The sequence below is a fragment of the Priestia sp. BR_2 genome, from assembly GCF_041954005.1.
Classification (GTDB): Bacteria; Bacillota; Bacilli; order Paenibacillales; family Paenibacillaceae; genus Paenibacillus_AQ; species Paenibacillus_AQ lautus_A.
This window is the reverse complement of the sequence record NZ_JAVFHM010000139.1, coordinates 28,157-54,054: the sequence shown is the minus strand read 5'-3', so window position 1 is coordinate 54,054 and position 25,898 is coordinate 28,157. Positions and strand designations below refer to the sequence as shown.

Genomic DNA, 25,898 nt, shown 5'->3' with positions numbered 1-25,898 from the left:
AGGTAAAGCGTCAATGAGTGTGCTTGCTAAAAATGGATCTCTCAAGCGATACTAGGATTTGGGCGATAAGAAATGACAAGCATTGTGCATTTATACAGGTTATAGGAGTATCAAAATAGAAGGCCTTTGCCTCTTTCCTTTAAGAAGAATTTATAAAAGCCCGCATGGGCTTTTTTTTAATATATTAGAATTTATAAAGTTTTTTGGGGTCCCCGCAAAGTATTTGGAATAAGCATCGGAGCGCAGGCTCCATTTTGTGGGGCTATTTTAGGTTTTATGCGTAAATATACTGCTGCGAGGCTGCTGGGAGATAATAAACATGAAATGGTTGGAGCAGTACCCTAAGGAAGTAAAAGGTTTTCTTGTTGCAAGTCTCGTTGCCTCCGCAGGCGGCTCCTTGATGTGGCCGCTGACAACGATGTACGTATTCGACGAGCTGGGACGCAGCATGCAGGATGCTGGCTTTGTCATCTTGATTCAGTCCATGGGGGGCATCGCGGGTCAGCTCCTTGGCGGCGCGTTATATCACCGGGTCGGGGTGAAGAAGCTGATCGTGGGCTCGCTCCTGCTGAACGCCCTCGGATTGTTCACCCTTCCGTTCATTAACGGATTATGGGGCTTGTTCATCGCGATGATGGGCTTCATCGGATTCTGCAACGCCGTATCGATGCCGGCCATCCAGGCCTTTATCGGCTTCCGGTTCGCCGATCGGCGGGGCGAATTGTTTAACGTCATCTATGTTGCCAATAATATCGGCGTAGCCTTGGGAACGGCCATGAGCGGGTTCCTGGCGGAGATATCGTATCATTTAAGCTTTGTCTTAAACGGCGTCACGTCCTTCGGCTTTGCGATTTTCTTCCTGTCTTACCTGACGAAGCTGGGCGGAACGAGCGCGTCCGACGGGTCGCATCATCCGCAGCCCAAGAGTCCGCTTCCGGCGGGGCCCGGCGCTTGGGCACTGCTTGGGAACACCCGCATCTATCTCTTTATGGGACTAGGCTCGCTGTTCCTATGGTTCGGCAATTCCATCTGGAACACGGGCGTGTCTCCGTTTATCATCTCGGAGGGGATGTCCAAGACGGCTTACGGTTATTTGTGGACGCTGAACGGGATCTTGATTTTCGCCGCGCAGCCGCTGACCAATGCCATCAAGCGATGGGCGGCCCGCACAGAGAGCAGTCAGATGACCGCGAGCGCCTTGTTCTATCTGGCGGCTTATGTTGTCATCGTGGCGATGCACAGCTATCCGGGCATGATCCTTGCGATGGTGCTGGCCACATTGGGCGAAATGCTGATTTCGCCAGCGATCCCGGCTTTTATTTCGGAACGTGCGGGACAAGCCGCTCCGTTCTATATCGGCGTGACCGGCGGCATGGGAGCCGCTGGCCGGGTGATCGGGCCTTATGCCATGGGAACGATGTATGACGGCGGCGGACTGACCCCGGTGGCGTGGTTGGCCGCGGGAGTTGCCGTATTGTCATTCCTGTCGTTTGCGGTGCATGCCCGGCTTAGCAGGGACAGGGGGCTGGGCCATGACAGTCATGACAAAAGGGAACGCCAACTTAACGCTTAGCGCACTAATAAAGTGACGGATCATGACAGAACCATATTAAGCAGCAGGCATGCTTCGGAGCCTGCTGCTTTTTTGCCTGCAGTTCATAGCTTACAGCCCTTGTCAAAGAAACGCCTTACAAAAAAAATAAAAAGGATATTGAAATCGCTCTCAGGGGGAGCTATAATGAACGTGTCGAAACGTTTCAAAACGAAATGCGTTTTTTGAATTTATCAAGCAAGCAATCTTCTTATTTTGTTTACACAAGAGCATGATTATCCTTAGGATAACCATGGAAAAGTGCTCCATAGGGGGAATGAAGAGACATTAGGATTATAGAAATAACCTTTATCCGGCGTCTTTATTTTTTCGAATAAAATCGAAACGTTTCGAAGTAAGTGCTTTCAAATTAAGTTTTGCATTACGTTTCGCATGCTGGTAAACATTAAAAATGGGGTGAATGTAGAATGAGAAAAAAATCAATATTGTGGACGTTGGCAGCATTGCTGGTGTTCTCGGTCGTATTAGCCGGATGCTCGGGCGGGTCTGAGAAAGCAGACGGAGGCAGCGAAGGCGGTGGCAAGAAGGAACTGAAAGTCTGGTTGATGGGTGACGAAACGGACGAAACCTTGATTAAGCAATACGAAGAGAAGAATCCCGGCGTAAAGGTAAGCGTTCAATCCATTCCTTGGGGAAGCGCGCATGACAAGCTGTTGACGGCGGTTGCTTCGAAGAGCGGCCCGGACGTCGTGCAGATGGGTACAACCTGGATCCCTGAATTCGCGCAAGCCGGCGCTTTGCTTGACTTGACGCCGTACCTTGAGCAATATCCGAATTTGAAGCCGGAGAATTATTTCGACGGTGCCGTTCAAACGATGAGTTACGACGACAAGGTTGTCGGCATTCCGTGGTACGTGGAAACACGCGTATTGTTCTACCGTACCGATATTCTTGCTGAAGTAGGCTATCCTGAAGGTCCTAAGACTTGGGATGAGATGAAGGATGCCGGCCAGAAACTGGCAGCCAGAGGCAATGGCAATTACGCGATCACCATCGATGCCAAAGATATGAACTACCTGTCCATGTTTGCTTGGCAGAATGGAAGCGCTATGATCGACGAGAACCGCAAGCCTCATTTCAACGAGCCGGAATTCATGGGAGCCATGGAATACCTGAAGAGCTTCTACGACACAGGCATGACGCCGCTTGCGAGCGATTTGGATCTGTTTGCCGCATTTAAGGACGGACAGTTCCCGATGTTCATCAGCGGTCCTTGGATGATTCAAGGCGTGAAGGATAAAGCGCCTGAGATTGAGGGTAAATGGGCAACCACAACCCTTCCTGCAAAAGAAAACAACGCATCGTTCCTTGGCGGAGCTAACATGTCCGTATTCAGCAGCACCAAAAATGCAGATGAAGCCGTTAAATTCATCTCCTTCATGAGCGAACAAGAATCGCAGCTGACCAACTACGATGTATCCAAAAACTTGCCTGCGATTAAGAGCGCATGGGAAGACAAACGCTTTGAAGATCCGATCTTCGCTACATTCGGAAAACAGCTTGAGAACGCCAGACCTGTTCCGTTCATCAAAGAGTGGGATGCGGTTTCCCAAGAAGCCATCGGTGCCTTTGAAAGAATCACGGTGGGCGGTGCGGACATCAAGACCGAAATGGATCAGTTGAACGCGAAGGCTACCGAAATTCTATCCAAATAACAAAAGCGTGTAACGCAGCCCGGCTTGTTTCTTCAGACGATGATGAAACAAGCCTGACTGCTTCCATAGCGTATCATCGAAACCCATTTTTGCAGGAGGTGAATGACATTGCAGAACTTTATCAAGCGCTTTAACCGCTATAAGTACCCTTATATGTTTATTGCGCCCGCGCTGGTGCTGCTTCTGACGTTCTCAATCATTCCGATCATCATTGCGCTTGTCATCAGCTTCACGAACATCGACCTGGCGGGTCTCGCCAATTACTCCAATATTGAAGCCGTCGGCTTCGATAACTTCATGAATGTATTTAAAGATCCGGTTTTCCTGAAATCCATGTTTAACACCATGTTCTATGTTATTATCGGAGTTCCGCTTGTCGTTATGCTTGCCATGGGCGCTGCATTGCTGCTTAACTATGGCACGGGATGGCTGTTCAAGACATTCCGCGTTGTTTATTATATGCCTTCCATTACGAATATTGTGGCGGTCGCGGTTGTTTGGGGTTACCTCTATAACAGCCATTATGGCCTCTTTAACCATATGTTATCCTGGTTTGGTATTCCCGCGCAGCAGTGGCTGAATGATCCCACGCTTGCCAAGTTATCGCTGATCCTTCTGGCTGTATGGAAATCGATCGGTCTTAACATGATTATATTCCTTGCTGCCCTCCAGGGCATTCCGCGTTCCTATTATGAAGCTGCGGAGATCGATGGAGCGAGCAAGTGGAAGAAGCTGTTGTACATCACCGTTCCGCTGCTGAGCTTTGCGACCTTCTTTGTCACGATTACGACGCTGATCGGCTGGATTCAGTTCTTCGAAGAGCCGCTGGTGATGACCAAGGGCGGACCGCTGAATTCCACGATGTCGATGGCCCTCTTCATATACAACAATGGCTTCCAGCTCAGTAATTTCGGTTATGCGGCCGCAGGATCGTTTGTGCTCTTCTTCATTATCATTGTTGTGACGATCGCGCAATTCGCAGTCAAGAAAAAAGATGTCGAGTATTAAGATGCAAGCGATGTTCCGTATCGTAACTGAAGGAGGCTTTAGGGTATGGCAGCGAAAAGAATAGAAAAGACGGTCATGACGGTGCTGCTCATTGCAGGGGGACTGCTGATGATGATCCCGTTTATCTGGATGATCACGTCCTCGTTCAAGCCGGAGAATGAATTTACGGCGGTTCCGCCGACGTTATTGCCCAAAGAATTTACCATGAAAAATTATGTGGATTTATTTACGAAGCTGGACTTTATGGTCTACCTCAAAAATACGCTTATTATTGTGTTCTGGTCATTTGTGGGTCTGTTCCTCAACGCGCTTGCAGGATATGCATTCGCCAAGTTTGAGTTTCCGGGCAACAAAAAATTGTTCTATCTCGTGCTCGCCACGATGATGATTCCGGGACAGGTGACGATGATTCCGGTGTATCTGCTGATTAACGCCATGGGCTTGACCAATACGATGGCGGGTATCGTGCTCCCCGGCTTGGTCGGCGCTTTCGGTATTTTCCTGTTCCGTCAGTTCATGTCGACGATCCCGACGGATCTGATCGAGGCATCAAGGCTGGATGGCGCGGGAGAACTGCGGATTTTCTTCCGTTTGATCGTTCCGATCACGAAGCCGGTATTTGCGGTGCAGGGGATTTTGGCCTTCATCGGCGCTTGGAACAGCTTCCTGTGGCCACTCATCATGGCTAACGACCAGAAACTTTATACGCTTTCGGTAGGTTTGCAGCTTCTGAAAGGACAGCATGGATCCGATTTCGGTCTGCAAATGGCAGGTGCTGCATTTATGGTTGTTCCGATCATCATCGTATTTTCTTTCTTCCAAAAACATATTATTGAAGGATATACGATCTCTGGCATGAAATAAGATAGATAGAGTTTTTAAGATTAGAAGGGGCGAAAGGAAATGGCAACGATAAAGGATGTGGCAAAGCTCGCTGGAGTCGCCTTGTCGACGGCTTCATACGCGTTAAGCGGCGACAGCAGAGTGAGTTCCAAGACAAGATCAAAGGTGCTCGAGGCAGCAAGACAGCTGAATTATCGGAAGAACGGATTTGCCATGGATTTGAAGCGGAGCCGCACCAAGACAATCGCTCTAATTCTGACGGATTTATCCGGGCCTTATTATTCCGAGTTGATCCGAAGCGTACAGGAAGTTGCTTTGACCAACGGGTATGATCTGATAGCCTGCAGCTCGATGGGCGGCAGGGATTCGACGGCGGTTAAATTTTTGCGGGAGAAGAGGGCCGACGGCGCCATCATTCTCGCGCCCAATATTCGCGATGAAGTTCTGATCGAGACCTCCGGACCTCAATTTCCGATCGTCGTGATGGATCGTCCATTATGCAGCGAATTCCTGGTCAATGTGCTGGTCGACGGGGAGCAGGGAGGATACACGGCTACTCGTTACCTGCTGGAGAACGGACATCGGCACGTAGCCTATATTAGCGGATCCTCGGATTCGTACGATAATCATTTGCGTTATCAAGGGTATTTAAGGGCGCTCGCGGAGGCGGGGCTGGAAGAACAGTCGAAGTGGCGCCTCAGCGGCAACTTCGTGCGCGAGGGCGGTTACAACGCCACCAAGATGATGATTATGCAAGGGGCGCTCCCAACGGCCGTATTTTACGGCAACGACGAGATGGCCATCGGAGGGCTGAAGGCATTCGAGGAAAGCGGAATTTCGGTGCCGGATGATGTGTCCGTCATCGGATTCGACGATATCCAATTAGCCGAATACGTGAATCCGCCGCTGACGACCATCAGGCAGCCCAAGAGCGAAGCGGGATCGCTTGCAGCCCATCTGCTGTTTCAGATATTGGGAGGCGAATCCGTAAAGCAGTCGTACATGCTGACAACGGAAATGATGGAGCGTGCATCTGCAGGAAAGAGCAAAGTAGAAAGTTAATGTACCGGATCGGAGATGAGGAACTTGGCATGGATCACGTGTGATTTTTATTCCGAAACACTACAGCTGTCTACCGGCATCGAGGTTTTTATACCGCAAGCCGCGCTGATGCCATACGGTTCTTCTTCGAAGCTGCCGGTGCTTTATTTGCTTCACGGCCGAGGCGCGGACCAGACCGAATGGATGCGCAGATCGTCCATCGAGCGGTACGCCGAGGATAAAGGCATCACAATCGTGATGCCGGGAGTCGGACGAAGCTATTATATGGACATGGCCAACGGTCCGTCTTACTTTACCTTCCTGAGCGAGGAGCTTCCGCAGCTGGTTCAGTCGTTCTTTCCGGTGTCCGGACGCAGGGAAGATACCTTTGTCGCCGGAATTTCCATGGGCGGGTATGGCGCATTTAAGCTGGCCATGAGTTATCCGGAGCGTTATGCGGCCGGCGCAAGCCTGTCGGGAGGGCTGGATCTCGCCAGCCGGGCTGCGGGACCGGGCTTCCAGGAGCACGAAATCCGTACCCTGTTCGGAAGCGTCGACCGACTGCGGGGAAGCCGGGACGACTTGCTGTATTTAGCTTCGGAATTCGTGGCATACGGGGGTAACAAACCGATGCTGTATCAGTGCTGCGGAACGGAAGACTTTTTATATCATGATAACCAAACGTTTAGACGATATGCGGACAGTCTGGGGATTCCGATGACATACGAGGAAGAACCGGGCGGACATGAATGGGGATATTGGGACCGTAAAATTCAGCGTGTGCTGGATTGGCTGCCACTGCCCTGATTTTTTCGTCCGTTTTTATTGAAACGTTTCGATTATGTCACAGACACGGGCTGATTTTCTCGCTTTTTAAACAATGGATGTATAGGTAGAAAATCCTGCTAAGTATAAGGTTTTATGAATATATTTCATGGTTTGAGCAAAAATCAAAACGTTTCGAATTGACTAGATCGTGAAGGTTAAGACATAGGAGGATGGGAAATGGCAGATCAACAACTGACTTCTCTGGTCGAGCAGATGACGCTGGAGGAAAAAATTGCGCAGCTTATACAACTGGCCGTCCCTTTTTTCGAAGGAGCTCAAGAATCGGGGCAAATTACAGGACCGATGGAGTCGCTGGGCATCACCGATGAGATCGTAAGCAATGCAGGCTCGGTGCTGGGCTTGGCGGGGGCGGAGGAAGTGATAGCCGTCCAAGAAGCGCATATGCGCAAAAATCGATTGAAAATTCCGCTGCTCATGATGGCCGATATCGTACACGGCTTCAAAACGATCTTCCCGGTGCCGCTGGCCTTGGGAAGCTCGTGGGACCCTGTCCTTGCGGAGCGGAGCGCAGAAATCGCCGCGCGCGAAGCCGCGGTATCCGGCCTCCACGTGACATTTGCGCCGATGGTGGACCTGGTGCGCGATCCGCGCTGGGGACGCGTGATGGAGTCGACCGGGGAAGATCCCTATCTGAACAGTGAATTTGCAAGAGCGTTTGTAAGAGGTTTTCAAGGCGACGATTTGAGTGGCGATGTAAACCGGCTGGCTGCGTGCGTGAAGCACTTTGCCGCCTATGGAGCCGGTGAAGGCGGCCGTGATTACAACACGGTGGACATGTCCGAGCGCCAGCTTCGGGAGTATTACTTACCTGCGTACAAGGCCGCGCTGGATGAGGGGGCCTTGATGGTCATGACGGCCTTTAATACCGTCGATGGCATACCGGCTACAGGCAATAAGCGGCTGATGCGCGATTTGCTGCGTCGCGAATGGGGATTTGACGGTGTGTTGATTTCCGACTGGGGAGCGGTCAAAGAGCTGATCCCTCACGGAGTTGCCGAGGACGAGGCAGAAGCAGCGTTAAGAGCCATCGAGGCTGGCGTGGACATCGAGATGATGACCTCCAGCTACGTGCATCATTTGCCGCAAATGGTACGCGATGGACGGGTGGATGAGAGCCTGATCGATGAAGCGGTGCTGCGTATTCTGTCATTGAAAAAGCGGCTTGGACTGTTCGAGCGTCCTGTGCGGGGAGCCGACCCGCAAGCCGAACGGGAGATCGTGTTTTGCGAGGAGCACCGTCAGGCGGCCCGTGAAGCCGCCGCGAAATCCTGCGTGCTCCTGAAGAACGACTCCCTGCTGCCGCTGAGAGGCGGTCAGCGCGTAGCCTTGATCGGCCCGTTCGCTGCCAGCGGCGACATACTCGGCCCATGGTCCTGGACAGGCGCTAAAGAAGATGCCGTCACGCTGGAGCAGGGACTGCGGTCCAAGCTGCCTTCCGGCGCGCTGACGGTGGCCGAGGGCTGCAGCGTGAGCGCTATGACCGATCAGCAGCTGGAAGAGGCGATGAAAACCGCGAAGGAAGCCGATGTGATCGTACTGGCGCTGGGCGAGGATTCCGAAATGAGCGGCGAAGCCGGCAGCCGCGGGTTTATCACGCTGCCGCAGCCGCAGCTCGAATTGATCCGCCATTTGAAAACGCTGGGGAAGCCGATGGCAGCCGTCTTGTTCAACGGCCGCCCGCTGGATTTGCACGGCGTGCTGGATGAGGCCGATGCCGTGCTGGAAGCCTGGTTCCCGGGAAGCGAAGGCGGGGCGGCCATCGCTTCGCTGCTGACCGGCGAGATCAATCCTTCCGGCCGTCTCAGCATGTCGTTCCCTTATTCCGTCGGACAGGTGCCGGTCTATTACAACCATTATAATACCGGGCGGCCGAAGGGTGCGCCGGATGCGCAGGTGCGCTATGTATCGCAGTATTTGGACATTCCGAATGATCCGCTGCTGCCCTTTGGATTCGGCCTAAGCTATACCGAATTCGAATACGGAAACATGGAGCTTTCAGCGGAAGAGATGTCTTCGGAACAGCCGCTTGAGATCAAAGTATCTGTCACGAATGCCGGCGATATGGCCGGGGAAGAAGTCGTCCAGCTGTACGTCCGCGACTGTTCCGGCGAGGTCGTCAGACCGGTCCGGGAACTGAAGGATTTCCGCAAGGTGCTGCTGCAGCCGGGAGAACGGCAGGAAATCGCCTTTATCCTGACCGAAGAACAGCTGCGTTATCACCATTCGGACCTGTCCTTCACGAGCGATGCCGGCGAGTTCGACCTCATGGTCGGAAGGAATAGCCGGGATACGGAGATCAGACGTTTTCGGCTTCGGAAATAACGCGGACCAACATCATTTATGCAGAATAGGAAGTGAAACTTGTGACAGCCAATCATGTAATGAACGATGCGAAAGTTGTACTCCAGGCGGGAGAATTGACGTTTACCTTTTTGCCGAGCGGGGATCTTTATCAAGCTGCTTACGGCACGACGATGATCAATCAACTGCTCTCCAATTCGATTGACGGCGCCCTCAACAATTTGTTTCTGAGAATCCATACCGAAGACGGCATCGAGGCCGTTCCCATGCTCGGGGTGCATTCCCGAAGCGTGGTCACGCATGCGGATAACCGGATGATGTGGGAAGGCAGCGTCAAGGGAGTGGCCTATACGATACGGTTTACCCCGACGGATGCCGGTGCGTGGTTTTGGGACATCGAGCTCCAAGGGGAAGGAATACAAGCCGACGTCGTTTACGGACAGGATATCGGGATTGCCCTTCCAGGCGCCGTTCGAAACAATGAAGCGTACTTGTCCCAATACATCGACCATGCCGTGTTCCGTCAGGAAGATCGGGGTTATGTCGTGTGCTCCCGCCAAAATCAGCCGCAGGGTGGCGTCTTCCCTTATCTTCAGCAGGGATCGCTGACATCGGCGGTCGGGTATGCCACGGACGGCTTTCAGTTCTTCGGTCTTTCCTATAAAGAGACGAATCGGGCAGAGGCTTTATTCAAAGAGAACCTCCCGAATGAGGTATATCAATACGAGTTTGCCTATACGGCTCTGCAGTCCCCTCGCGTAACGTTGAACGGGACGGCCCGGTTCGTATTCTACGGTTTGTTTAAGGAGGATCATCCGGATGCCGTCACTGCGCTCGAATACCAGGAGGAGCTCCAGGCCGCCTGGCAGCAGGCGGAAGCACGCCGTTTGACCGATGCGGGCAATAAGCTGCCGCAGATGGAACGTTCCGACCGCTTCGGCGAACCTCTGCAGTCCGTGCCGCTGACGGCAGACGAACTGAACGCACTGTATCCTGTACGCCGCCAAGAGGAGCGAGACGGGGAAACGCTGCTTTCGTTCTTCACGGACACCTATGAGCATATCGTCTTGAAGGAGAAGGAGCTTCGCGTGGAGCGTCCGCACGGCCATATCTTGATGAGCGGCAACAACGTCAAGCTGGGCAGCCCGGTCATCACGACCACCTCCTACATGTATGGCGTGTTTAATTCCCAGCTGGTGACGGGAAACACGAACTTTAACAAAATGATGAGTCATGCGCGGAACGCGCTGAACGTGCCCAAGACTTCCGGACAACGGATCTATGTCGAGATGGACGGACAGTACCGCCTCTTGACGATGCCGTCCGTGTTCGAGATCGGGTTTAACTATGTACGCTGGTATTACAAAACCGAAAACGACAAGCTGATCATCACGAACTTCACGTCCGCCGCGGCACCGGAGGTTACGCTTCAGGTCCGTTCCGAAAGCGGAAGAGCCTACCGTTATTTGGTGACCATGCAGATGACGATGGATGTCAACGAATATGAAGTGCCGTATCATGTGGTCCAGGAAGACGGCGTCCTCACGTTCCGTGCCGACGCGGCTTCGCTGAGCGCGTCCGTGTACAAGGATCTGCATTATCGGCTTGGGGTGACGGGAGCCGATATCCAGGTGACGGACGAGACCTGTCTGGCAAGCAACGTCGCGCCAGGGAGTGCTTCCTTAACGGTGCTCGAGCTCGCCGAGAGTGCCGAGTGGGCCATGACGGTGCAAGGCAGCCTTGATGCAGCTGATGCTCCAATCGAGGCGCGGAATGCGGATGAGGAGATTGCAAACTATCGTTCGTTTTACGCATCCGTTATGAACGGGTTCCATCTGAGCTTGAACAACGGGCAGGATGCCGGTTTATTCAAAGTCAATGCGCTTGCCTGGTGGTATACGCACAACATGCTCGTCCATTATTCGGTGCCGCACGGGTTGGAACAGTACGGCGGTGCGGCGTGGGGAACGCGCGATGTATGCCAGGGACCCGTGGAATATTTCATGGCCACGCATAAATACGAGCAGGTCCGCGATATCCTGCTTGAGGTGTATTCCCACCAATATGAGGATGACGGAAACTGGCCGCAGTGGTTCATGTTTGATAAGTATGCCCATATCCAGCAGGAAGAGAGCCACGGCGACATCATCGTATGGCCGCTGAAGGTGCTGGGCGATTATTTGGCCGTTACCAACGATTACAGCGTCCTGGAGTCGGCCGTTCCATACACGAGAAAGCACAGCTTCGATTTTACGGAGCGGACGTACACCGTGCTTGAACACGTGAAGAAGCAAATAGCCTATATTCAGGAGCATTTCCTACATGGTACCCATCTGTCTTCTTATGGGGACGGGGACTGGGACGATACGCTGCAGCCGGCTAACGCCCAGCTGAAGCAGTTCATGGTCAGCAGCTGGACGGTCGCCTTGACGTATCAGACCTTGAACCAGTTTTCCCGCGTCATGGAAAGCGTGGATCAAGCGATGTCGGGTGCGATGGGGGAACTCGCGGAAGGAATTCAGCGGGATTTCAATACGTATATCCTGAACTCCGAAGTCATTCCGGGCTTTGTCTATATGGAGAGCAAGGAGCAGAGCAGATTCCTGCTGCATCCGTCCGATGAGGAAACGGGAATCCAGTACCGCCTGCTGCCGATGACGCGCAGCATGATCAGCGAGCTGCTGACCCCGGAGCAGGCGGCCAGCCATTACGAGATTATCCGGGAGCAGCTGTTCTGTCCGGACGGCGTAAGGCTGATGAACCGCCCGGCGGTATATGCCGGTGGCGTCAGCACGCACTTTAAGCGGGCGGAGCAAGCGGCGAATTTCGGCCGGGAGGTTGGCCTTCAATATGTGCATGCGCATATCCGCTTTGTCGAAGCCATGGCCAAGCTCGGCAAGAGCAGCGAGGTTTGGAGCGGGCTTGAGCGCATCAACCCGATCGGCATCACCGAGGTCGTGCCGAATGCGGAGCTGCGCCAGAGCAATGCTTATTTCAGCAGCTCGGACGGAAAGTTCAACACGCGCTACGAAGCCCAGGAATCGTTTGATGCGCTGCGCAGCGGAGACATACCTGTCAAAGGGGGATGGCGGATTTATTCCAGCGGTCCGGGGATCTACATGAACCAGCTGATCTCCAATGCGCTCGGCATCCGCGAAGCGGGAGGCGACCTGGTGATCGACCCGGTTCTGCCGAAGGCGCTGGATGGCTTGGAGTTCCAATTCAACTATGCCGGCGTTCCGGTAACATTCGTTTATCATATGGATGGCGCCGAGCGGACCCGTGTCACGATTAACGGGCAGGATGTATCCGCGAATACGATCCAGAACCGCTACCGCACGGGAGGCGTTCGCATCTCGGGCGAAGATTTCAAGCGGTTGACCGGAAATGACGAACAAGGCTGCGTCGTGGATATTTACGGCGGCGTTCATGAACAATAAATCGTAACCCGTGAAACTCGTCTGCAGGAACCGAACCGGTCTGTTATAATGGAGGGAATGGTTATCGAAGCGAGGGATGTCGATGAAGACCCGTCAAGAGACAGTGACGATCCGGTTCTCGGAAATGAAGGATGCCGCTGCGCTTATGGAACTCGACGAACTGGTATGGGATCGCAATACGGCCCCGGAGCCCCTGAAATGGAGCTCGCGGGACCATTATCTTCTGCAGTGCCCGCCAGGCACGCAGCTTGTTGCGCTGCACGAGGGGGAGCTGTGCGGTTACGTCGGCTTCCGTTCGCCCACAGGCCTTAACAGCAATCGCCATGTGCTCGAGCTGAACATCGCGGTCCACCCTGCCCATCAGCGGCAGGGCATCGGACAGCGGCTGATCGAGGCGGCGAAGGATATGGCGCGGGTGGAAGGCATTGCGAAGCTGAGGCTGCGGGTGCTGTCCAGCAACCCGGGCGCGCTCTCCTTTTACAGAAACTGCGGGTTTAAGGAAGAGGGGCGGCTGATTCGGGAGTTTTACGTGGATGGACGTTACGTTGATGATATTTTAATGTGTTACTTCTTATCATGATTCCCCTCAGGATATCGCCCTGGTCCGGTTCACGGATGCAAAAGAGATGAGATCATAGGGTTGAACAGTCCGGCGGCTTTGCCGGGCTGTTCGTATGATTAGGTCAACCAGAGAGTTCTGGTTGGCCTTTTTGTTTTTGGGGTCCTCCCACTGAAACGGCTTCTGGACAAGGGCATACCCGATTGCATATAGTAGATGAAAAGAAAGATAGCGGAGGTTGTTTTTCCATGACCATGGGCATTGTATCGCTGAACGTTGGAAAGCCTGTAACGGTGGATTACCAGGGGAAGGACCTGTCTACCGGAATTTATAAGCAGCCTGTGGAAGGTCCCCTGTTCCTAAGTTCATTGAATTTCGAAGGGGACGGCCAAGCCGATCTCATCAATCACGGCGGCTTGGATAAGGCGGTGTGCGCGTACCCTTCGGAGCATTATCCGTACTGGGAACGGTCCTTGTGCAAACCGATGCCGTATGCCGCATTCGGCGAAAATCTGACGCTGCGAGGGCTGCTGGAGGATGAAGTCTGCATTGGAGATGTATACCGGATAGGGGGGGCGGTGCTGCAGGTCAGCCAGCCCCGATATCCCTGCTTTAAGCTGTCGCAAAAGCATGGCGTCAAGGACATGCCGGCAAGGGTGCTGAACACGGGTTACAGCGGTTTTTATTTCCGCGTGCTCGAGGAAGGAAGGGTCAGCGCAGACTCCCCCGTTACCCGGCTTGATTCCCAAGCTTCCGGCATCACGGTGCTGGAAGTGCTTCGCATGATGAAGGACGGGCGAAAGGATGAACAAGGGCTTGAGCGCATGCTGGAGATCGACGAACTCGCCTCAAGCTTGAAGTCGCAATTCAGGACATGGCTGGCGACCTTCCGAAGCCGTCAGGATTGAAGTCGCGCGGACTCTTGCCAAGCTCTAAGCCAAGGTTCGCCCGCGTTCTAGAACACATACGGACAACAAAAACGGCTTGCGTCCTTTTGGTAGGATACAAGCCGTTTTCTTATTGGGATGATAGAAAATGCCAGTACCGGCGAAGCTAAACCGTATGCGTTACCTCATCCGCTTCCATTCGCTCTGAATCATGCCGTAGACCGCATGGTTGACATAGCCTTGGGGCAGCTTCTCGGCTTCCCGTATGACTCCCTCAAGGACAAAGCCCAGACGTTCCGGAATCGCCCGGCTGCGATGGTTAGCCGTTGCGCATCGAATCTCCACCCGGTTCAGGCCCATGCGCATCAGCGCGTGATCCGTGAACGCGCGGCACGCGCTTGTCATCAGGCCTTGCCCCGTAAAATGCTGATCCAGCCAGTAGCCGATGCCGACCGAGCGGTTGTTCCAATCGATCTCGTGAAACGAGATCGTGCCCGCCAGCTCCTCGCGCACCCAAATGCCTGCCGAGAAGCCGCCATTGTCGGCTGCTTGCTTCATGGCACCCTTGATATAGTTGAGGGTATCGTTAACCTCGGTGACGGCATCCACCCACGGAAGCCACTTGCGGAGACGGTCACGCGACCGGTCGGTAATCTCGAACATCGCCCGTGCATGTTCGATGGCAAGCGGGCGCAATTCAACATGATCGTCCAATGTGTATCCAAACATACGGTATCTCCTTTGTTCTCCATTGCGAAGTATAAAGTATATGTACCTCTAACGAGTTCGCTTCACTTTTTGCTCCAATGCGTAAATATCTTCTTCCAGGGAAATCATGCGCTGATTGACAACCGTTCGGCAGTCGCTGAGCGCTTGATTGTATAGATGAGGCCCCAAGGTCTCCACGAAAAAATCAAGAACACTCTCTGCGGCCAGATTTCCGAGGGTTTCGCCGCGTTCCGTTTCAAAGTATTCCTGCACCAATTCAATCAGCTGTTCGCGCTGTTCCTTTGGAAATTTGCTGGGCTTCATAAGATGATCGCCGGCCTCCTTCAACTGTTTTTCTCTCCATGCTACCCTATTAAAAAGCCCCCGTCAAAATGATTTTCGCCGCTATATCCGGCTAAGGGAGGAGCCTCTGCAAACAGGTTGAGGACTTGTAGTTATTGCCTGCCGGCCCCCCTGTCCCAAGTCGCGGGCTTACTGCGCGGGAGTGCCGAATTCCTTGAACAATCGCGTCATTACAGGTATATTTAAGAGAAACACGTTTATACAGGAGATAGACAGAAATTACAGGACGAAAGGTTGATCAACGTGGAGAACCATCGGGGCACCCCCTCCAATTTCATAAAGAATGTTATTACCGAAGACCTGAAGTCCGGTAAAGTCAAGGAGATCGTTACCCGTTTCCCGCCGGAGCCGAACGGTTACCTGCATATTGGACATGCCAAGGCCATTTGGATCAATTTTACGCTGGCCGATGAATTCGGCGGACGGACACACTTGCGGTTTGATGACACGAACCCGGTGAAGGAAGACATCGAGTACGTGAACTCCATCAAGGAAGACGTGAAGTGGCTTGGCTTCGATTGGGAAGAGCTGCGGTTCGCGTCCGATTATTTTGAAGAGATGTACAATCGCGCGGTGCTGTTGATTAAGAAAGGGAAGGCTTACGTGGACGACCAGTCCGCTGACCAAATCCGCGAAACGCGCGGAACCTTGACCGAGCCTGGACAGAACAGTCCATACCGGGACCGCAGCGTGGAAGAGAACCTGGATCTGTTCGAGCGGATGCGCAAAGGGGAATTCGCCAACGGCGAACGCGTGCTGCGCGCCAAGATCGATATGGCTTCCCCGAATATCAATCTGCGGGATCCGGTCATCTACCGGATCTCCCACGCGCATCATCACAATACAGGGGATAAGTGGTGCATCTATCCGATGTATGCTTTTGCCCATCCGTTGGAGGATGCCATCGAAGGGGTTACGCATTCCCTGTGCTCCCTGGAGTTTGAAGATCAGCGCCCGTTCTATGATTGGGTCGTGGCGGAATGCGAGATGGACAGCACGCCGCGTCAGTACGAATTCGGGCGTCTGAACGTGGCGCAGACGGTCACCAGCAAACGCAAGCTGAAGCAGCTCGTGGACGAGAACATCGTAGACGGCTGGGACGACCCTCGCATGCCGACGATCTCCGGACTTCGCCGTCTGGGCTATACGCCGGAAGCCATTCGCAATTTCGTGTTCGAGACGGGAATTTCGAAGGCATACGGCACGGTGGACCGCCAAGTGATGGAGCACTTTATCCGTGAAGACCTGAAGCTGAAGGCGCCCCGCACGATGGCCGTGCTGGACCCGCTGAAGGTGGTCATTACGAACTACCCTGAAGGTCAGGTCGAATGGCTGGATGCCGAGAACAACACGGAGAATCCGGAGATGGGGATCCGCCAGATTCCGTTCTCGCGCGAGATTTACATTGAGCAAGAGGATTTCATGGAAGATCCGCCGAGCAAATATTTCCGCTTGTTCCCGGGCAATGAGGTCCGGTTGAAGCATGCGTATTTCATTAAGTGCAATGACGTGATCAAAGACGAGAACGGCAAGGTCGTCGAGATTCACTGCACATACGATCCGGAGACGAAGAGCGGCAGCGGCTTTACCGGACGCAAGGTGAAAGGGACGATTCACTGGGTGGAGGCCACGCAGGCCGTGCCTGCCGAATTCCGTCTGTTCGAGCCGCTGTTCAAGGACGAAGACGAAGAAGCGGAATTGGTGCACGAGGTTGCAGGCGAAGCGGAGGAGGCAGCTGCCGAGAAGTCCTTCTTGGACGACATCAATCCAAATTCGCTGCAAATCGTACAAGGCTTCGTGGAGCCGAATATGAAGGATGTTGCGCCGCAGGACAAGTTCCAGTTCTTCCGCCACGGATATTTCAACGTCGACTCGAAGTATTCGCAGCCAGGACGTCCGGTATTTAACCGCGTGGTTTCCCTGAAGAGCTCGTTCCAGCTTCCGAAGAACTAAACAAGCCAGAGAATAAAAAAAGGGCACGGGTAGGCGCTGATCAGGTCGACCTGGCCCCTAAACGTAAACAAGACTCGAAGATTCCGTTCCAGGATTCATTCGAGTCTTGTTATATTTACGGTGATATCATCTTGGAAGTGAAATCGTACGGGAGATAACTTCGCGTTAACTCGCAGCGTACTCCTCGATCTCGTCCTCTTCGGGATCGTCCGGGTGCAGCGGCTGGTATCCGTGCCTGCGGAGGTTATACCACATCCAGCCAAAGCCGATGGCACCCACGATGGCGAGCATCGTACCGGTCCGGTACATGGCCTGCGCCCCGAAGTTCTGGAACATCCAGCCGCCGGCAAGGCCGCCGATGACACCGGATATGCCGCTCCAGCTTAAGGTATAGATCGCTTGGCCGGAGGCGCGGTACGGCGTCGGAACAAACAGCATCGTCAGCTGAACGCCGACATAGAAGTAGCCGCCGAAGGTAACGCAGTGCAGCAGCTGAATGAAGGCGACCTCCAGCGGGCTGTTGGCTTCGGCCATAAGCAGCCAGCGGAGTGCGAAGAGCAGGCTGACAATCGTCAGGCAGCCGACCAGGACGTTGATTTTCCGCTTCAGGAAGCGGTCAAACAGAATGAAGACCAGCACTTCGAATATCGATGAGAAGAAGATGGCGAGGCCGACCGTCTGCTTGGACCCGCCCAGCTCCAGAATGTATAGGGACATAAAGGTATTGTTCGCCGTGTTCGGGATGGATACCATGATGCCTAACAGGATGAACCAGACGAAATAGGAGTTCAGGAACAGCCTGCTGAGTCCCCTGAGGTTGACCGATGCCGATGCAGCCGTTTTCTGAATGGAGGGCAGCGTAAACATGAACACGGCCGCCACCAGCAGCATGATCGAGAACACGATGGCGATGCGTCCCGAGCCGAGCCGGTCGATGACAGGCCCGGCAGCGATGGCCGTCAGCGCCCATCCGAGCGAGCCCCACAGCCGGAACGAGCCGAACTTTTGCTGGGTTCCATCAATATAGGTCAGAATGAGCGAATTCGTCTGCGAGAACATCGGCGTCTGGAAAAAATAAAAGAAAATCATCGTCATGTATATCATTGCATAGGTATTCGCCTGAAAAACAAGCTGAACCAGCAGCAGCGTACCGGTCATCATGATCAGCAGCACGCGTTTGATGTTGGCCGCCCGGTCACTCCAGAATCCCCAGAACGGATTGGCGAAGATGGACACAAATGGCGCAATCGCCATCAGGCTGCCGATTTCGATTTTGCTCATGCCGATATCTTGCAAATACAACTGGAAGAAACCGGTGAAGATGACCATGGTTCCGTAAATGAAGAAGTTGAACAGCTTGAGCGATGTCAGCGAAGGTTGAGCATTGTCCATATTCCGCAAGTAGGTCATTCCTTTCAAACCGAATACAATCCATAATCGCGGTATAAGAAAAAAGCCGCTTTCCTTTCAATGTATCACGCATTGAAAAGGGATACAAACCATCTTTTAAATGATTTTCCATTATTCTGGATATTAACCTATAAACTGAATCCGATTTTTTATAACGAAGAAAGGCTGGTGGAGCATATGGGCGTTCACTCCCAAGATGTTCGTCTGCCATCGGGTCAAGTGACGGGCATCGCCCTTGCTGGAGGAGCCTCCCGGAGAATGGGGAGAAACAAGGCGCTGCTGCCCATGGAGGGGATGAGTTTGATTGAACGGACGGTCCACGCGCTGGACAAAGTCAGCGGAAGGGTGATCCTGTCTGCCAATGACCCGGAACCTTATCAATTCCTCGGCTTGGAATGCGTCCCCGACCTTTATGTCGGACAAGGTCCGATGGCGGGCCTTCACGCCGCCCTGAAGTCTTCCCGGAGCACATGGAATCTGGTCGCAGCTTGCGATATGCCTTATATCCACGAGCGGTTTCTCCAGGGGCTGCTGGATCTGGCGAACAAGCAGGACACGGCTGAGGCCGTAATCCCGGTCGTGGAAGGAAGGATGCACCCGCTGCTGGCAGCGTATCGCAGAGAGACCGCGGAAAGCCTTGAGCGCAGGCTGATCCGGGGGCAGCTCCGCATGGTGGAGTGGGTGCAGGAGCTGAATGCCGTCTTTGCGAATGAGGAGGAATTAGCGGAGGTTACCGGCCTTGATCCGCGCCGAATCTTATTTAACATGAATACGCCCGTGGATTACGAGGCTGCAGGCGGTCTGCTGAATACGGAAGAATGATCGTCCCTGCACGCATCCTATAAAAATAGCCCCGCCATTCGAATGCTTGGCGGGGCTTTCTAGTATATAAAGGCGGTTTGCTTTGGTTATGCTGATTCTGCTCTCATGCGCTGAGCAAAAGCTCATCCGCCGATCTGCGACATGCGCCGGGCCGTAGGAGTATGGCTTTGGGCCTTTTTCTCCAGCGCGAGCGCCATTTCATGGTTCAGCGGCTTGGCGCCGAGCGCTTTGCGGAACAGGTTCGCCACCGCCGAGGGGTCATCGATGACGCGGCGCACGTTAAATTCGTCCGACCAATATAGGCAAGCCTTGATATGGCCGTCGGCCGTCAGCCTGAGCCGGTTGCAGGAATCGCAGAAATGATCGCTGACCGGATGGATCAAACCGAACGTTCCCGTTGCTCCAACCACCTTCATATTGCGCGAAGGACCGTTGCCGGAAGGGCCCTGCTCTTCTTGAATGGCCCAGCCGGCCTCTTGGCACACTTCGGCTACTCGGCTCAGCGGCAGGTACGAATCCCGCCAGGTATCGGATGCTTGGCCGATCGGCATGTATTCAATAAAGCGGACATGAAGGGGACGATCAAGCGTCAGGGCGATAAAGTCGCGAATCTCGTCCTCATTGAAGCCCTTCATTAACACCATGTTCAGCTTGATCGGATTCAGGCCGGCTTCATAGGCGGCTTCAATGCCTTCCAGCACTTTATGCACCCGGCCGCCGCGCGTGATGCGAGCGTAACGCTCTTCCTGGAGCGAATCCAGGCTGATGTTGATGCGGGTGAGTCCCGCTTCCTTCAGCAGGCGGGCCTTGGATGGGAGCATGATCCCGTTGGTGGTGAGGGATATATCTTGAATTCCTTCAATGGAAGCAATCTGATGGACCAAGGTTTCCAGATCCTTGCGCACAAGCGGCTCGCCGCCGGTAAGGCGTACTTTGGAGACGCCCATGGGGGCCAGAACGCGCATGATCGCGGCGATCTCTTCATAGCTCATTATCTGATCGTGAGGTTGGAATTCCATCCCTTCTTCCGGCATACAATATACACAACGAAGATTGCACCGATCCGTCACCGAGATTCGAATATAATCATGGACACGACCGAAGGAATCTTTAAGCGGTTCGATCATGGAAATCCCCCTTTTACTAGCGTGCATGGTCACATTGTAGCCATTCCCCGAACAGGAGTCAATGCATTGTAAGGGTCATGTCAGCGGGACAAGCCGCACGGATAAGTTCAAGGATTTGTGAGAAGTATCACAGAAAACGCTTTCTAAATCCTGTATATTGAACCTGTGGACCAAAGCTTTCTCCCCTTGAAAGCGAGTAGTGACATTCTAGATTTCCGAAAGTTTCCTGGTTTTTCCGAAATTTTCGGAAATCATTTCAAACTGCTTTCATTAGACGTTCATCTAAGATATACTGTCAAGGATATCACATCCAACAAGAAAGGTTACCAATAGGAGGTTCGATATGGCGATATCACCTGTTCAAACTTTGGAGGTGCCTGACGTCTGTCACAGGTGGCTTGAAAACCGGGGGACGGTCTACGAGCTGCTGATTGATTTTTTGGGCAATTGGCCCAGCTTGTCTATGATTGCGGAATGGAGCCGCGGGAGCGGAATTAGCAAGGCGGCGGAGTGTTCGAAGGCCGGTACGGACCTGATGAAATATTTATGCGGACGCTCGCCTGAGGAATTGGTTCGGATTTGCGAATATGAGAGGGCGGAATACCGCCGGCTGCTTCAGCAGTCCAAACCTCGCCAGGCCGCGGAATCCCATTATACGAAGGATGGATGCGCTCAGGATTTGGCCGAGTGTTATGCATCCGCCGGTGTTGCCTTTAATAAACTGCATGGCGAAGCGGACGATCATATAGCCATTGAACTGGAATTTATGACGCTGCTTCATGACCGTATGCTGAACAATACGTATTGTGAAGATAGCATGTTGCAATTAATGGAGGTACAAGAGAAGTTTCTGGAGGAGCATCTGTTGTCATGGGTGCCATCCCTCTGCAAGGAACTGAAGGGGTCCACGCAAAGTCCGCTATACCAGTCGTTATTCAGCCTGTTGGAGGAATTCCTCGCGCAGGATCTGAACATGCTGAAGACCTGGAAGCATTCCAAGGAAGCCATGCTGGTGCATTAGCGCCAGAATCATATCATTGTCACCAAACAGAACAACGCCCCGGCCTCCTTGAATTAGGAGGGCCGGGGCGTTTGGTGTTCTAATTAATCTTCGATTCTTTTCTTGCTGAACTTCATCAGGAACTCGTATACGATTGGTACAACCACGAGCGTCAGCAGCGTGGAACTGATCAGACCGCCGATAACCGTGATGCCGAGTCCTTTCGAGATAATGCCTGCGCTGCTCTCCCAGCCGAATACGAGAGGCAGGAGCGCGCCGATGGTTGCCAGAGCCGTCATCAGAATCGGACGAAGACGGGTAGCGCCGGCTTCGAGCAAGGCTTCGCGCGTGCTCATTCCTTCGCGTTCCATATGGATCACGCGGTCGATCAACACGATCGCGTTCGTCACCACGATACCGATCAGCATGAGCACGCCCATCAGTGCAGACACGTTCAGTGTTTCGCCCGTGACGAGCAGGCCTATGATAGCGCCGATGACAATGAACGGCAGCGAGAACAGGATGGCGAATGGAGCGAGTCCCCCGCCAAACGTAACCACGAGTACAAAGTATACGATAGCGATGGCTGCCAGCATGGCGAGCCCGAGCTGTCCGAAGGTTTCGTTAATTTGCTCGGTGACGCCTCCGAATTGGACGGATACGCCGTCTGGAAGCTCAAGCTTGTTCACTTCGGTCTCCAGGTTGGTCGAAGCCGAGCCTACGTCGCTGGACAGGATGTCGGCTGTGACACTCACAACCATTTTACCGTCGATGCGCGTAATGGAATCCGGAGTGGTTCCTTTTTCCACCTTGGCCACATCCTTGATCGGTACTTCGATGCCGAGCGGGGAGGTCACGGTTTCGTTCTCGATTTCCTTAATGCTCTTATAGGTTTTGCTGTCCGCTTCAATGTAAACATTGTAGGTTTTGTCTTCGATCTTGACTTCGGTCAAGACCGGACGTTCCCGTACCGGAGCCAGCTTCATGGCCAGCTGTCCGGCCGTCAGGCCCAGTGAGCTGAGCTTCTCTTGATCGGCTACCAGCGTGTACTGCTCAAACGCTTCGGACAAGCTGGTTTCCGCATTTTCAAACGTCGCGGTATCCTTGTTCGCAAGCTCTGCGATTTGATCGGCCACCGGCTTGATCTGCTCCAGCGAGTCGCCGAAGACGTTCACCGTCAGCTGGCTGCCGCCAAAGGCGCCGGCTGCCATGTCCATATTGGACCAAGTGCCGTCCGGCACTTCCTTGGCAAGATCTTCGATGAGCGTCTTTTTGACGTCTTCGAAGTTTTTCGTGTCCGGATCATACATAACGTAGAACAATCCTGAATTGGCGGAGCCCATGCCCAGCGGATTGCTTCCGCCGATGGAGTATTGCATCGATTGCACGCCTGGTTGATCCAGGATCAGCTTCTCGGCTTTTAAGGCTCGATCCTCAACATCCTCCAGCATTACGCCAGGCTCAGGTGAATAGGTGACCATCGCGTATTTGTCTTCCTGTTCCGGAATAAAGCTTACGCCCAGGTACTTGGTCAAGAACAAGCTTCCAACGAGCAGCACGATGGCTGCCAGGAAGGTAATCGCTTTGTGATTCAAGGTCCATTTCAAGATGGAGCGATAGCCGCGGGCCATGGCACCCGGCTTCTCTTCATGATCATGTGTGTTCTTCAAGCCTTTGCGGAACAGGCTGTGCGCCATGGCAGGTACGAGCGTAATCGCCACGACCAGGGAAGCAAGCAGGGCAAACACCATCGTCAATGCAAACGGCATGAACAGCTCTCCTACCATGCCGCTGACCAATGTAAGCGGCAGGAATACCGCAATGGTCACGATGGTGGAGGACATGATCGGCACAAACATTTCGCGCGTAGCGGCGCTGATGAGCTCTCGGCCCTTCAATTTCTCGGTCGAGAGGGACATGCGCCGGTAAATATTCTCGATAACCACGATGGAGTCATCGACAACCCGGCCGATGGCAACGGTCATGGCACCGAGCGACATCATGTTCAGGGTGATATCCATTTGCTTCAGGCACAGAACCGCAATCAGCAGGGACAGCGGGATCGAAATGATGGAAATAATCGTCGAACGGATGTTGCGCAGGAAGACCATAATAATCAGAACGGCGAACAACGCACCGAATAATGCCTTGGAAAGCATCGTATGGACAGAGTCCTCAATCGGCTTGCCTTGGTCCAGCATGATCGTCAGATCCATGCCAGGATACAGGCCTCTCAATTCTTCGGCCTTGTCTTTGACTTGGTTCACGACGTCAACCGTGTTGGCATCGTTTGCTTTTACGATTTGAATACCGATCGATTCCTTCCCGTTGGTGCGGGAGATGGATTCCGAGGAGCCGATCACTTCAATTTTGGCAATCTCGCTCAGTTTGACGGTTGGAATGCCGGTTGGCATACCAGGAGCACTATTTTGTCCACCAGCGCCAGCACCAGCACCGCCAGCACCAGGCACGGCTTGCTGGCCGGCCCCTGCAGCATCGCCAGGCGGCTGTTGCTGCTGGCCTGCACCGGCATTCGGAGCACCGGCACCGGCAGACGCATCCGCCCCGCCTCCACCCGGAATGACCGGAATAGCGATATTCTTCAGATCGTCGATGCCGATGATGCCGCCATCAACGGCAACGGCTTTTTGGGACTTTTCCATTTCGAACATGCCGAGCGGAGCGTACAGCGCCGAACCTTGCACGATACCTTTGACGGTATCCTCGGTCAGGCCAAGCTCGCTCATTTTGTCCTGGTTAAACTTAAGCTGTACCTCATTCACGAATTGGCCGGCTACCTGGATGGAAGCAACCCCGTCCAAATCCTCCAGCTCGGGAACGATGTCATTCTCCGTAATGCGGGTCAATTCATCCAATTCCATGTTGTCCTTGTTAGCAATGCTTAACGAGACAACCGGCATGGAGCTCATGCTGAATTTGGATATGGTAGGTTTCTGGGCGTCGTCAGGCAGCTTTACCTCGTTGATGGCTTCGCGAACAGCCGCCGTAGCGTTGTCCAGATCACTACCATAATCAAACTCAACCATGACATTCGCTGCGTTCTCCATGGAAGTGGAGGTTACGGTTTTGACGCCGTCGATATTGCGGAGTCTCGTCTCGAGCGGTTTGGTTACATCCTCCACAACGCCTTCGGGAGATGCACCAGGATAGATGGCGGTGACACTCAAGAACGGAACGTTAATATCCGGAATGGTTTCTTGCTTCATCGTCAGTCCGCCGTACAATCCACCGAAGCTGACGATGATGGTCAGCAGCCAGATCGCAAACTTGTTGCGCAGCGAGAAATTGATAATTCCTTTCATTAGGCGATTCTCTCTCCTCTCCAAACTCTATGTCTCTAATTTGAACGAATTCCCCTGCATCATGCCGCCGGGCGTAAGATAGCTTTCAAGCACAGTCGAAATGGTGCCTTTGAGCTCGGTATACAATGCTTCGATTTCCTCGATTCCCTCCAAGTTAGCAAGCATTCCTTTCAGAACGGCCCGGCTGGGCTGGAGGCCAAGTAGCTCTTTCTCCATAATATTGAGGGATTCCATCGCATCTTCCCGCTCTTCCGGCTCGGCCTGAACCTTCTTCAGTTCGCTTTTCATGGCCTTAATGACGATCAGCGGATGGCGCTGTTTGGGAACGTCGGTCTGGCATAATTGGCCCAATTGGCCAACCGCCTCCATCGGGATCAGCGGCTCCGGACGTCTGCGAAGTATGCTGGCTACGATATCATCGAGCAGCTGGATCTGGTGATCAGCGGTGATTCCCACATTCAAATGGAATCCCGGCATGAACAGGAAACGGATATACGCGCCCAGCATGCTGCCCATAAACATGGCGATCTCCATCGTATACGGCTCAACGTCCGGTCCATAGATGCTTTTGAGCTTATTGTTAAACCACTGCAACGCAGCGAGCATTTCCTGCCGCATGTTTTCCTTGTCAAAAGGCGGTTTTCCCGGCGTCTGATCATGGAACTGCTTCAGGAGAAATTCCCGGATCTCCAGAAAATGGATCAGGAGCACTTCCGTCTGCTTACGCATCTTTTCCTTAGGCGCAAGCAACGGATCGTGGTCGACCCGGAGAATCTCGTCTTTGATCCGGCCTGCGATATGCTTGTAAATGCTCTTTTCCAGTTCCTCTTTGGACTTGAAATGAAGATAGAGGCTGCCTTTCGACATCCCGCATACTTCGGCGATTTCCTGCATGGAGGTAACCGAAGAGCCCTTCGCGGAAAACAGCTGCATCGCAGTGATGAGAATTTGCTGTCGTTTTTCTGCCGTTTTATCAGCCAATCAATAGCTCACCTCG

General features: G+C 53.4%; 19 protein-coding genes. 13 read left to right on the top strand and 6 right to left on the bottom strand.

Going from position 1 to position 25,898, the window contains the following annotated elements; translation table 11 throughout:
- Nucleotides 1-319 precede the first annotated feature (319 nt).
- From RB298_RS05420 to RB298_RS05375, 10 genes are all read left to right on the top strand, one after another.
- Nucleotides 320-1,573, top strand: a complete 1,254-nt coding sequence (locus RB298_RS05420) for an MFS transporter (protein WP_452518965.1) — start codon at nucleotides 320-322, stop codon at nucleotides 1,571-1,573.
- A gap of 446 nt (nucleotides 1,574-2,019) precedes the next feature.
- Nucleotides 2,020-3,267 (top strand): sugar ABC transporter substrate-binding protein, encoded by a 1,248-nt coding sequence (locus RB298_RS05415; protein WP_009594526.1) that lies wholly within the window; start codon nucleotides 2,020-2,022, stop codon nucleotides 3,265-3,267.
- Between the two features lie 102 nt (nucleotides 3,268-3,369).
- A complete protein-coding gene (locus RB298_RS05410) occupies nucleotides 3,370-4,275 on the top strand; it encodes a carbohydrate ABC transporter permease (RefSeq protein ID WP_009594508.1) in 906 nt (301 codons plus the stop codon).
- A 45-nt stretch (nucleotides 4,276-4,320) separates the two neighbouring features.
- Nucleotides 4,321-5,139 carry a carbohydrate ABC transporter permease gene (locus RB298_RS05405; protein WP_009594477.1) on the top strand — a complete coding sequence of 273 codons (819 nt, stop codon included), beginning with the start codon at nucleotides 4,321-4,323 and terminating at the stop codon, nucleotides 5,137-5,139.
- A 39-nt stretch (nucleotides 5,140-5,178) separates the two neighbouring features.
- Entirely contained in the window at nucleotides 5,179-6,180 is a 1,002-nt protein-coding gene (locus RB298_RS05400) for a LacI family DNA-binding transcriptional regulator (RefSeq protein WP_090909864.1), read from the top strand.
- A 24-nt stretch (nucleotides 6,181-6,204) separates the two neighbouring features.
- Complete coding sequence (locus RB298_RS05395; protein ID WP_096775835.1) at nucleotides 6,205-6,966, top strand: alpha/beta hydrolase; 762 nt, start codon at nucleotides 6,205-6,207, stop codon at nucleotides 6,964-6,966.
- A gap of 198 nt (nucleotides 6,967-7,164) precedes the next feature.
- Nucleotides 7,165-9,330, top strand: a complete 2,166-nt coding sequence (locus RB298_RS05390; RefSeq protein WP_486046245.1) for a glycoside hydrolase family 3 N-terminal domain-containing protein — start codon at nucleotides 7,165-7,167, stop codon at nucleotides 9,328-9,330.
- Between the two features lie 41 nt (nucleotides 9,331-9,371).
- Entirely contained in the window at nucleotides 9,372-12,749 is a 3,378-nt protein-coding gene (locus RB298_RS05385) for a GH36-type glycosyl hydrolase domain-containing protein (protein WP_486046243.1), read from the top strand.
- A gap of 82 nt (nucleotides 12,750-12,831) precedes the next feature.
- The gene (locus RB298_RS05380; RefSeq protein ID WP_015737774.1) at nucleotides 12,832-13,329 is read left to right on the top strand and encodes a GNAT family N-acetyltransferase; all 498 of its coding nucleotides are present in this window, start codon (nucleotides 12,832-12,834) and stop codon (nucleotides 13,327-13,329) included.
- Between the two features lie 227 nt (nucleotides 13,330-13,556).
- Complete coding sequence (locus tag RB298_RS05375; RefSeq protein ID WP_486046241.1) at nucleotides 13,557-14,216, top strand: MOSC domain-containing protein; 660 nt, start codon at nucleotides 13,557-13,559, stop codon at nucleotides 14,214-14,216.
- Between the two features lie 159 nt (nucleotides 14,217-14,375).
- Here the strand turns inward: RB298_RS05375 and RB298_RS05370 are convergent, their stop codons facing one another.
- Both RB298_RS05370 and RB298_RS05365 read right to left on the bottom strand, forming a co-directional pair.
- A complete protein-coding gene (locus RB298_RS05370) occupies nucleotides 14,376-14,924 on the bottom strand; it encodes a GNAT family N-acetyltransferase (RefSeq protein WP_009594522.1) in 549 nt (182 codons plus the stop codon).
- Nucleotides 14,925-14,972: 48 nt separating this feature from the next.
- Complete coding sequence (locus RB298_RS05365) at nucleotides 14,973-15,227, bottom strand: DUF2164 domain-containing protein (RefSeq protein ID WP_036662061.1); 255 nt, start codon at nucleotides 15,225-15,227, stop codon at nucleotides 14,973-14,975.
- A 273-nt stretch (nucleotides 15,228-15,500) separates the two neighbouring features.
- Between RB298_RS05365 and RB298_RS05360 the strand changes: the two genes are divergently transcribed.
- Entirely contained in the window at nucleotides 15,501-17,219 is a 1,719-nt protein-coding gene (locus RB298_RS05360) for a glutamine--tRNA ligase/YqeY domain fusion protein (RefSeq protein ID WP_096775839.1), read from the top strand.
- 165 nt (nucleotides 17,220-17,384) lie between these two features.
- On the opposite strand, the gene RB298_RS05355 is transcribed toward RB298_RS05360, so the two are convergent.
- Entirely contained in the window at nucleotides 17,385-18,620 is a 1,236-nt protein-coding gene (locus RB298_RS05355) for an MFS transporter (RefSeq protein WP_486046238.1), read from the bottom strand.
- A gap of 186 nt (nucleotides 18,621-18,806) precedes the next feature.
- Here RB298_RS05355 and mobA point away from each other — a divergent pair, with 186 nt between their 5' ends.
- On the top strand, nucleotides 18,807-19,451 hold the full coding sequence (mobA, locus tag RB298_RS05350; protein ID WP_486046236.1) for a molybdenum cofactor guanylyltransferase: 645 nt from the start codon (nucleotides 18,807-18,809) through the stop codon (nucleotides 19,449-19,451).
- 122 nt (nucleotides 19,452-19,573) lie between these two features.
- On the opposite strand, the gene moaA is transcribed toward mobA, so the two are convergent.
- A complete protein-coding gene (gene moaA / locus RB298_RS05345) occupies nucleotides 19,574-20,578 on the bottom strand; it encodes a GTP 3',8-cyclase MoaA (RefSeq protein WP_192570385.1) in 1,005 nt (334 codons plus the stop codon).
- Nucleotides 20,579-20,921: 343 nt separating this feature from the next.
- Here moaA and RB298_RS05340 point away from each other — a divergent pair, with 343 nt between their 5' ends.
- Complete coding sequence (locus RB298_RS05340; RefSeq protein ID WP_486046234.1) at nucleotides 20,922-21,599, top strand: TorD/DmsD family molecular chaperone; 678 nt, start codon at nucleotides 20,922-20,924, stop codon at nucleotides 21,597-21,599.
- 83 nt (nucleotides 21,600-21,682) lie between these two features.
- On the opposite strand, the gene RB298_RS05335 is transcribed toward RB298_RS05340, so the two are convergent.
- Together RB298_RS05335 and RB298_RS05330 are read right to left on the bottom strand one after the other, a co-directional pair.
- Nucleotides 21,683-24,901, bottom strand: coding sequence for an efflux RND transporter permease subunit (locus RB298_RS05335; protein ID WP_486046232.1), 3,219 nt, complete (start codon nucleotides 24,899-24,901; stop codon nucleotides 21,683-21,685).
- A 27-nt stretch (nucleotides 24,902-24,928) separates the two neighbouring features.
- Complete coding sequence (locus RB298_RS05330; RefSeq protein WP_090909875.1) at nucleotides 24,929-25,882, bottom strand: TetR/AcrR family transcriptional regulator; 954 nt, start codon at nucleotides 25,880-25,882, stop codon at nucleotides 24,929-24,931.
- Nucleotides 25,883-25,898 lie beyond the last annotated feature (16 nt).

What these genes read in the sequence shown, in the direction of transcription:
- RB298_RS05380 (WP_015737774.1), top strand. Translation starts at nt 12,832, where the DNA reads ATGAAGACCCGTCAAGAGACAGTGACGATCCGGTTCTCGGAAATGAAG.
- RB298_RS05335 (WP_486046232.1), bottom strand. Translation starts at nt 24,901, where the DNA reads ATGAAAGGAATTATCAATTTCTCGCTGCGCAACAAGTTTGCGATCTGG.
- RB298_RS05420 (WP_452518965.1), top strand. Translation starts at nt 320, where the DNA reads ATGAAATGGTTGGAGCAGTACCCTAAGGAAGTAAAAGGTTTTCTTGTT.
- RB298_RS05370 (WP_009594522.1), bottom strand. Translation starts at nt 14,924, where the DNA reads ATGTTTGGATACACATTGGACGATCATGTTGAATTGCGCCCGCTTGCC.
- RB298_RS05365 (WP_036662061.1), bottom strand. Translation starts at nt 15,227, where the DNA reads ATGAAGCCCAGCAAATTTCCAAAGGAACAGCGCGAACAGCTGATTGAA.
- mobA (WP_486046236.1), top strand. Translation starts at nt 18,807, where the DNA reads ATGGGCGTTCACTCCCAAGATGTTCGTCTGCCATCGGGTCAAGTGACG.
- RB298_RS05400 (WP_090909864.1), top strand. Translation starts at nt 5,179, where the DNA reads ATGGCAACGATAAAGGATGTGGCAAAGCTCGCTGGAGTCGCCTTGTCG.
- RB298_RS05390 (WP_486046245.1), top strand. Translation starts at nt 7,165, where the DNA reads ATGGCAGATCAACAACTGACTTCTCTGGTCGAGCAGATGACGCTGGAG.
- RB298_RS05415 (WP_009594526.1), top strand. Translation starts at nt 2,020, where the DNA reads ATGAGAAAAAAATCAATATTGTGGACGTTGGCAGCATTGCTGGTGTTC.
- RB298_RS05340 (WP_486046234.1), top strand. Translation starts at nt 20,922, where the DNA reads ATGGCGATATCACCTGTTCAAACTTTGGAGGTGCCTGACGTCTGTCAC.
- RB298_RS05375 (WP_486046241.1), top strand. Translation starts at nt 13,557, where the DNA reads ATGACCATGGGCATTGTATCGCTGAACGTTGGAAAGCCTGTAACGGTG.
- RB298_RS05410 (WP_009594508.1), top strand. Translation starts at nt 3,370, where the DNA reads ATGACATTGCAGAACTTTATCAAGCGCTTTAACCGCTATAAGTACCCT.
- RB298_RS05405 (WP_009594477.1), top strand. Translation starts at nt 4,321, where the DNA reads ATGGCAGCGAAAAGAATAGAAAAGACGGTCATGACGGTGCTGCTCATT.
- moaA (WP_192570385.1), bottom strand. Translation starts at nt 20,578, where the DNA reads ATGATCGAACCGCTTAAAGATTCCTTCGGTCGTGTCCATGATTATATT.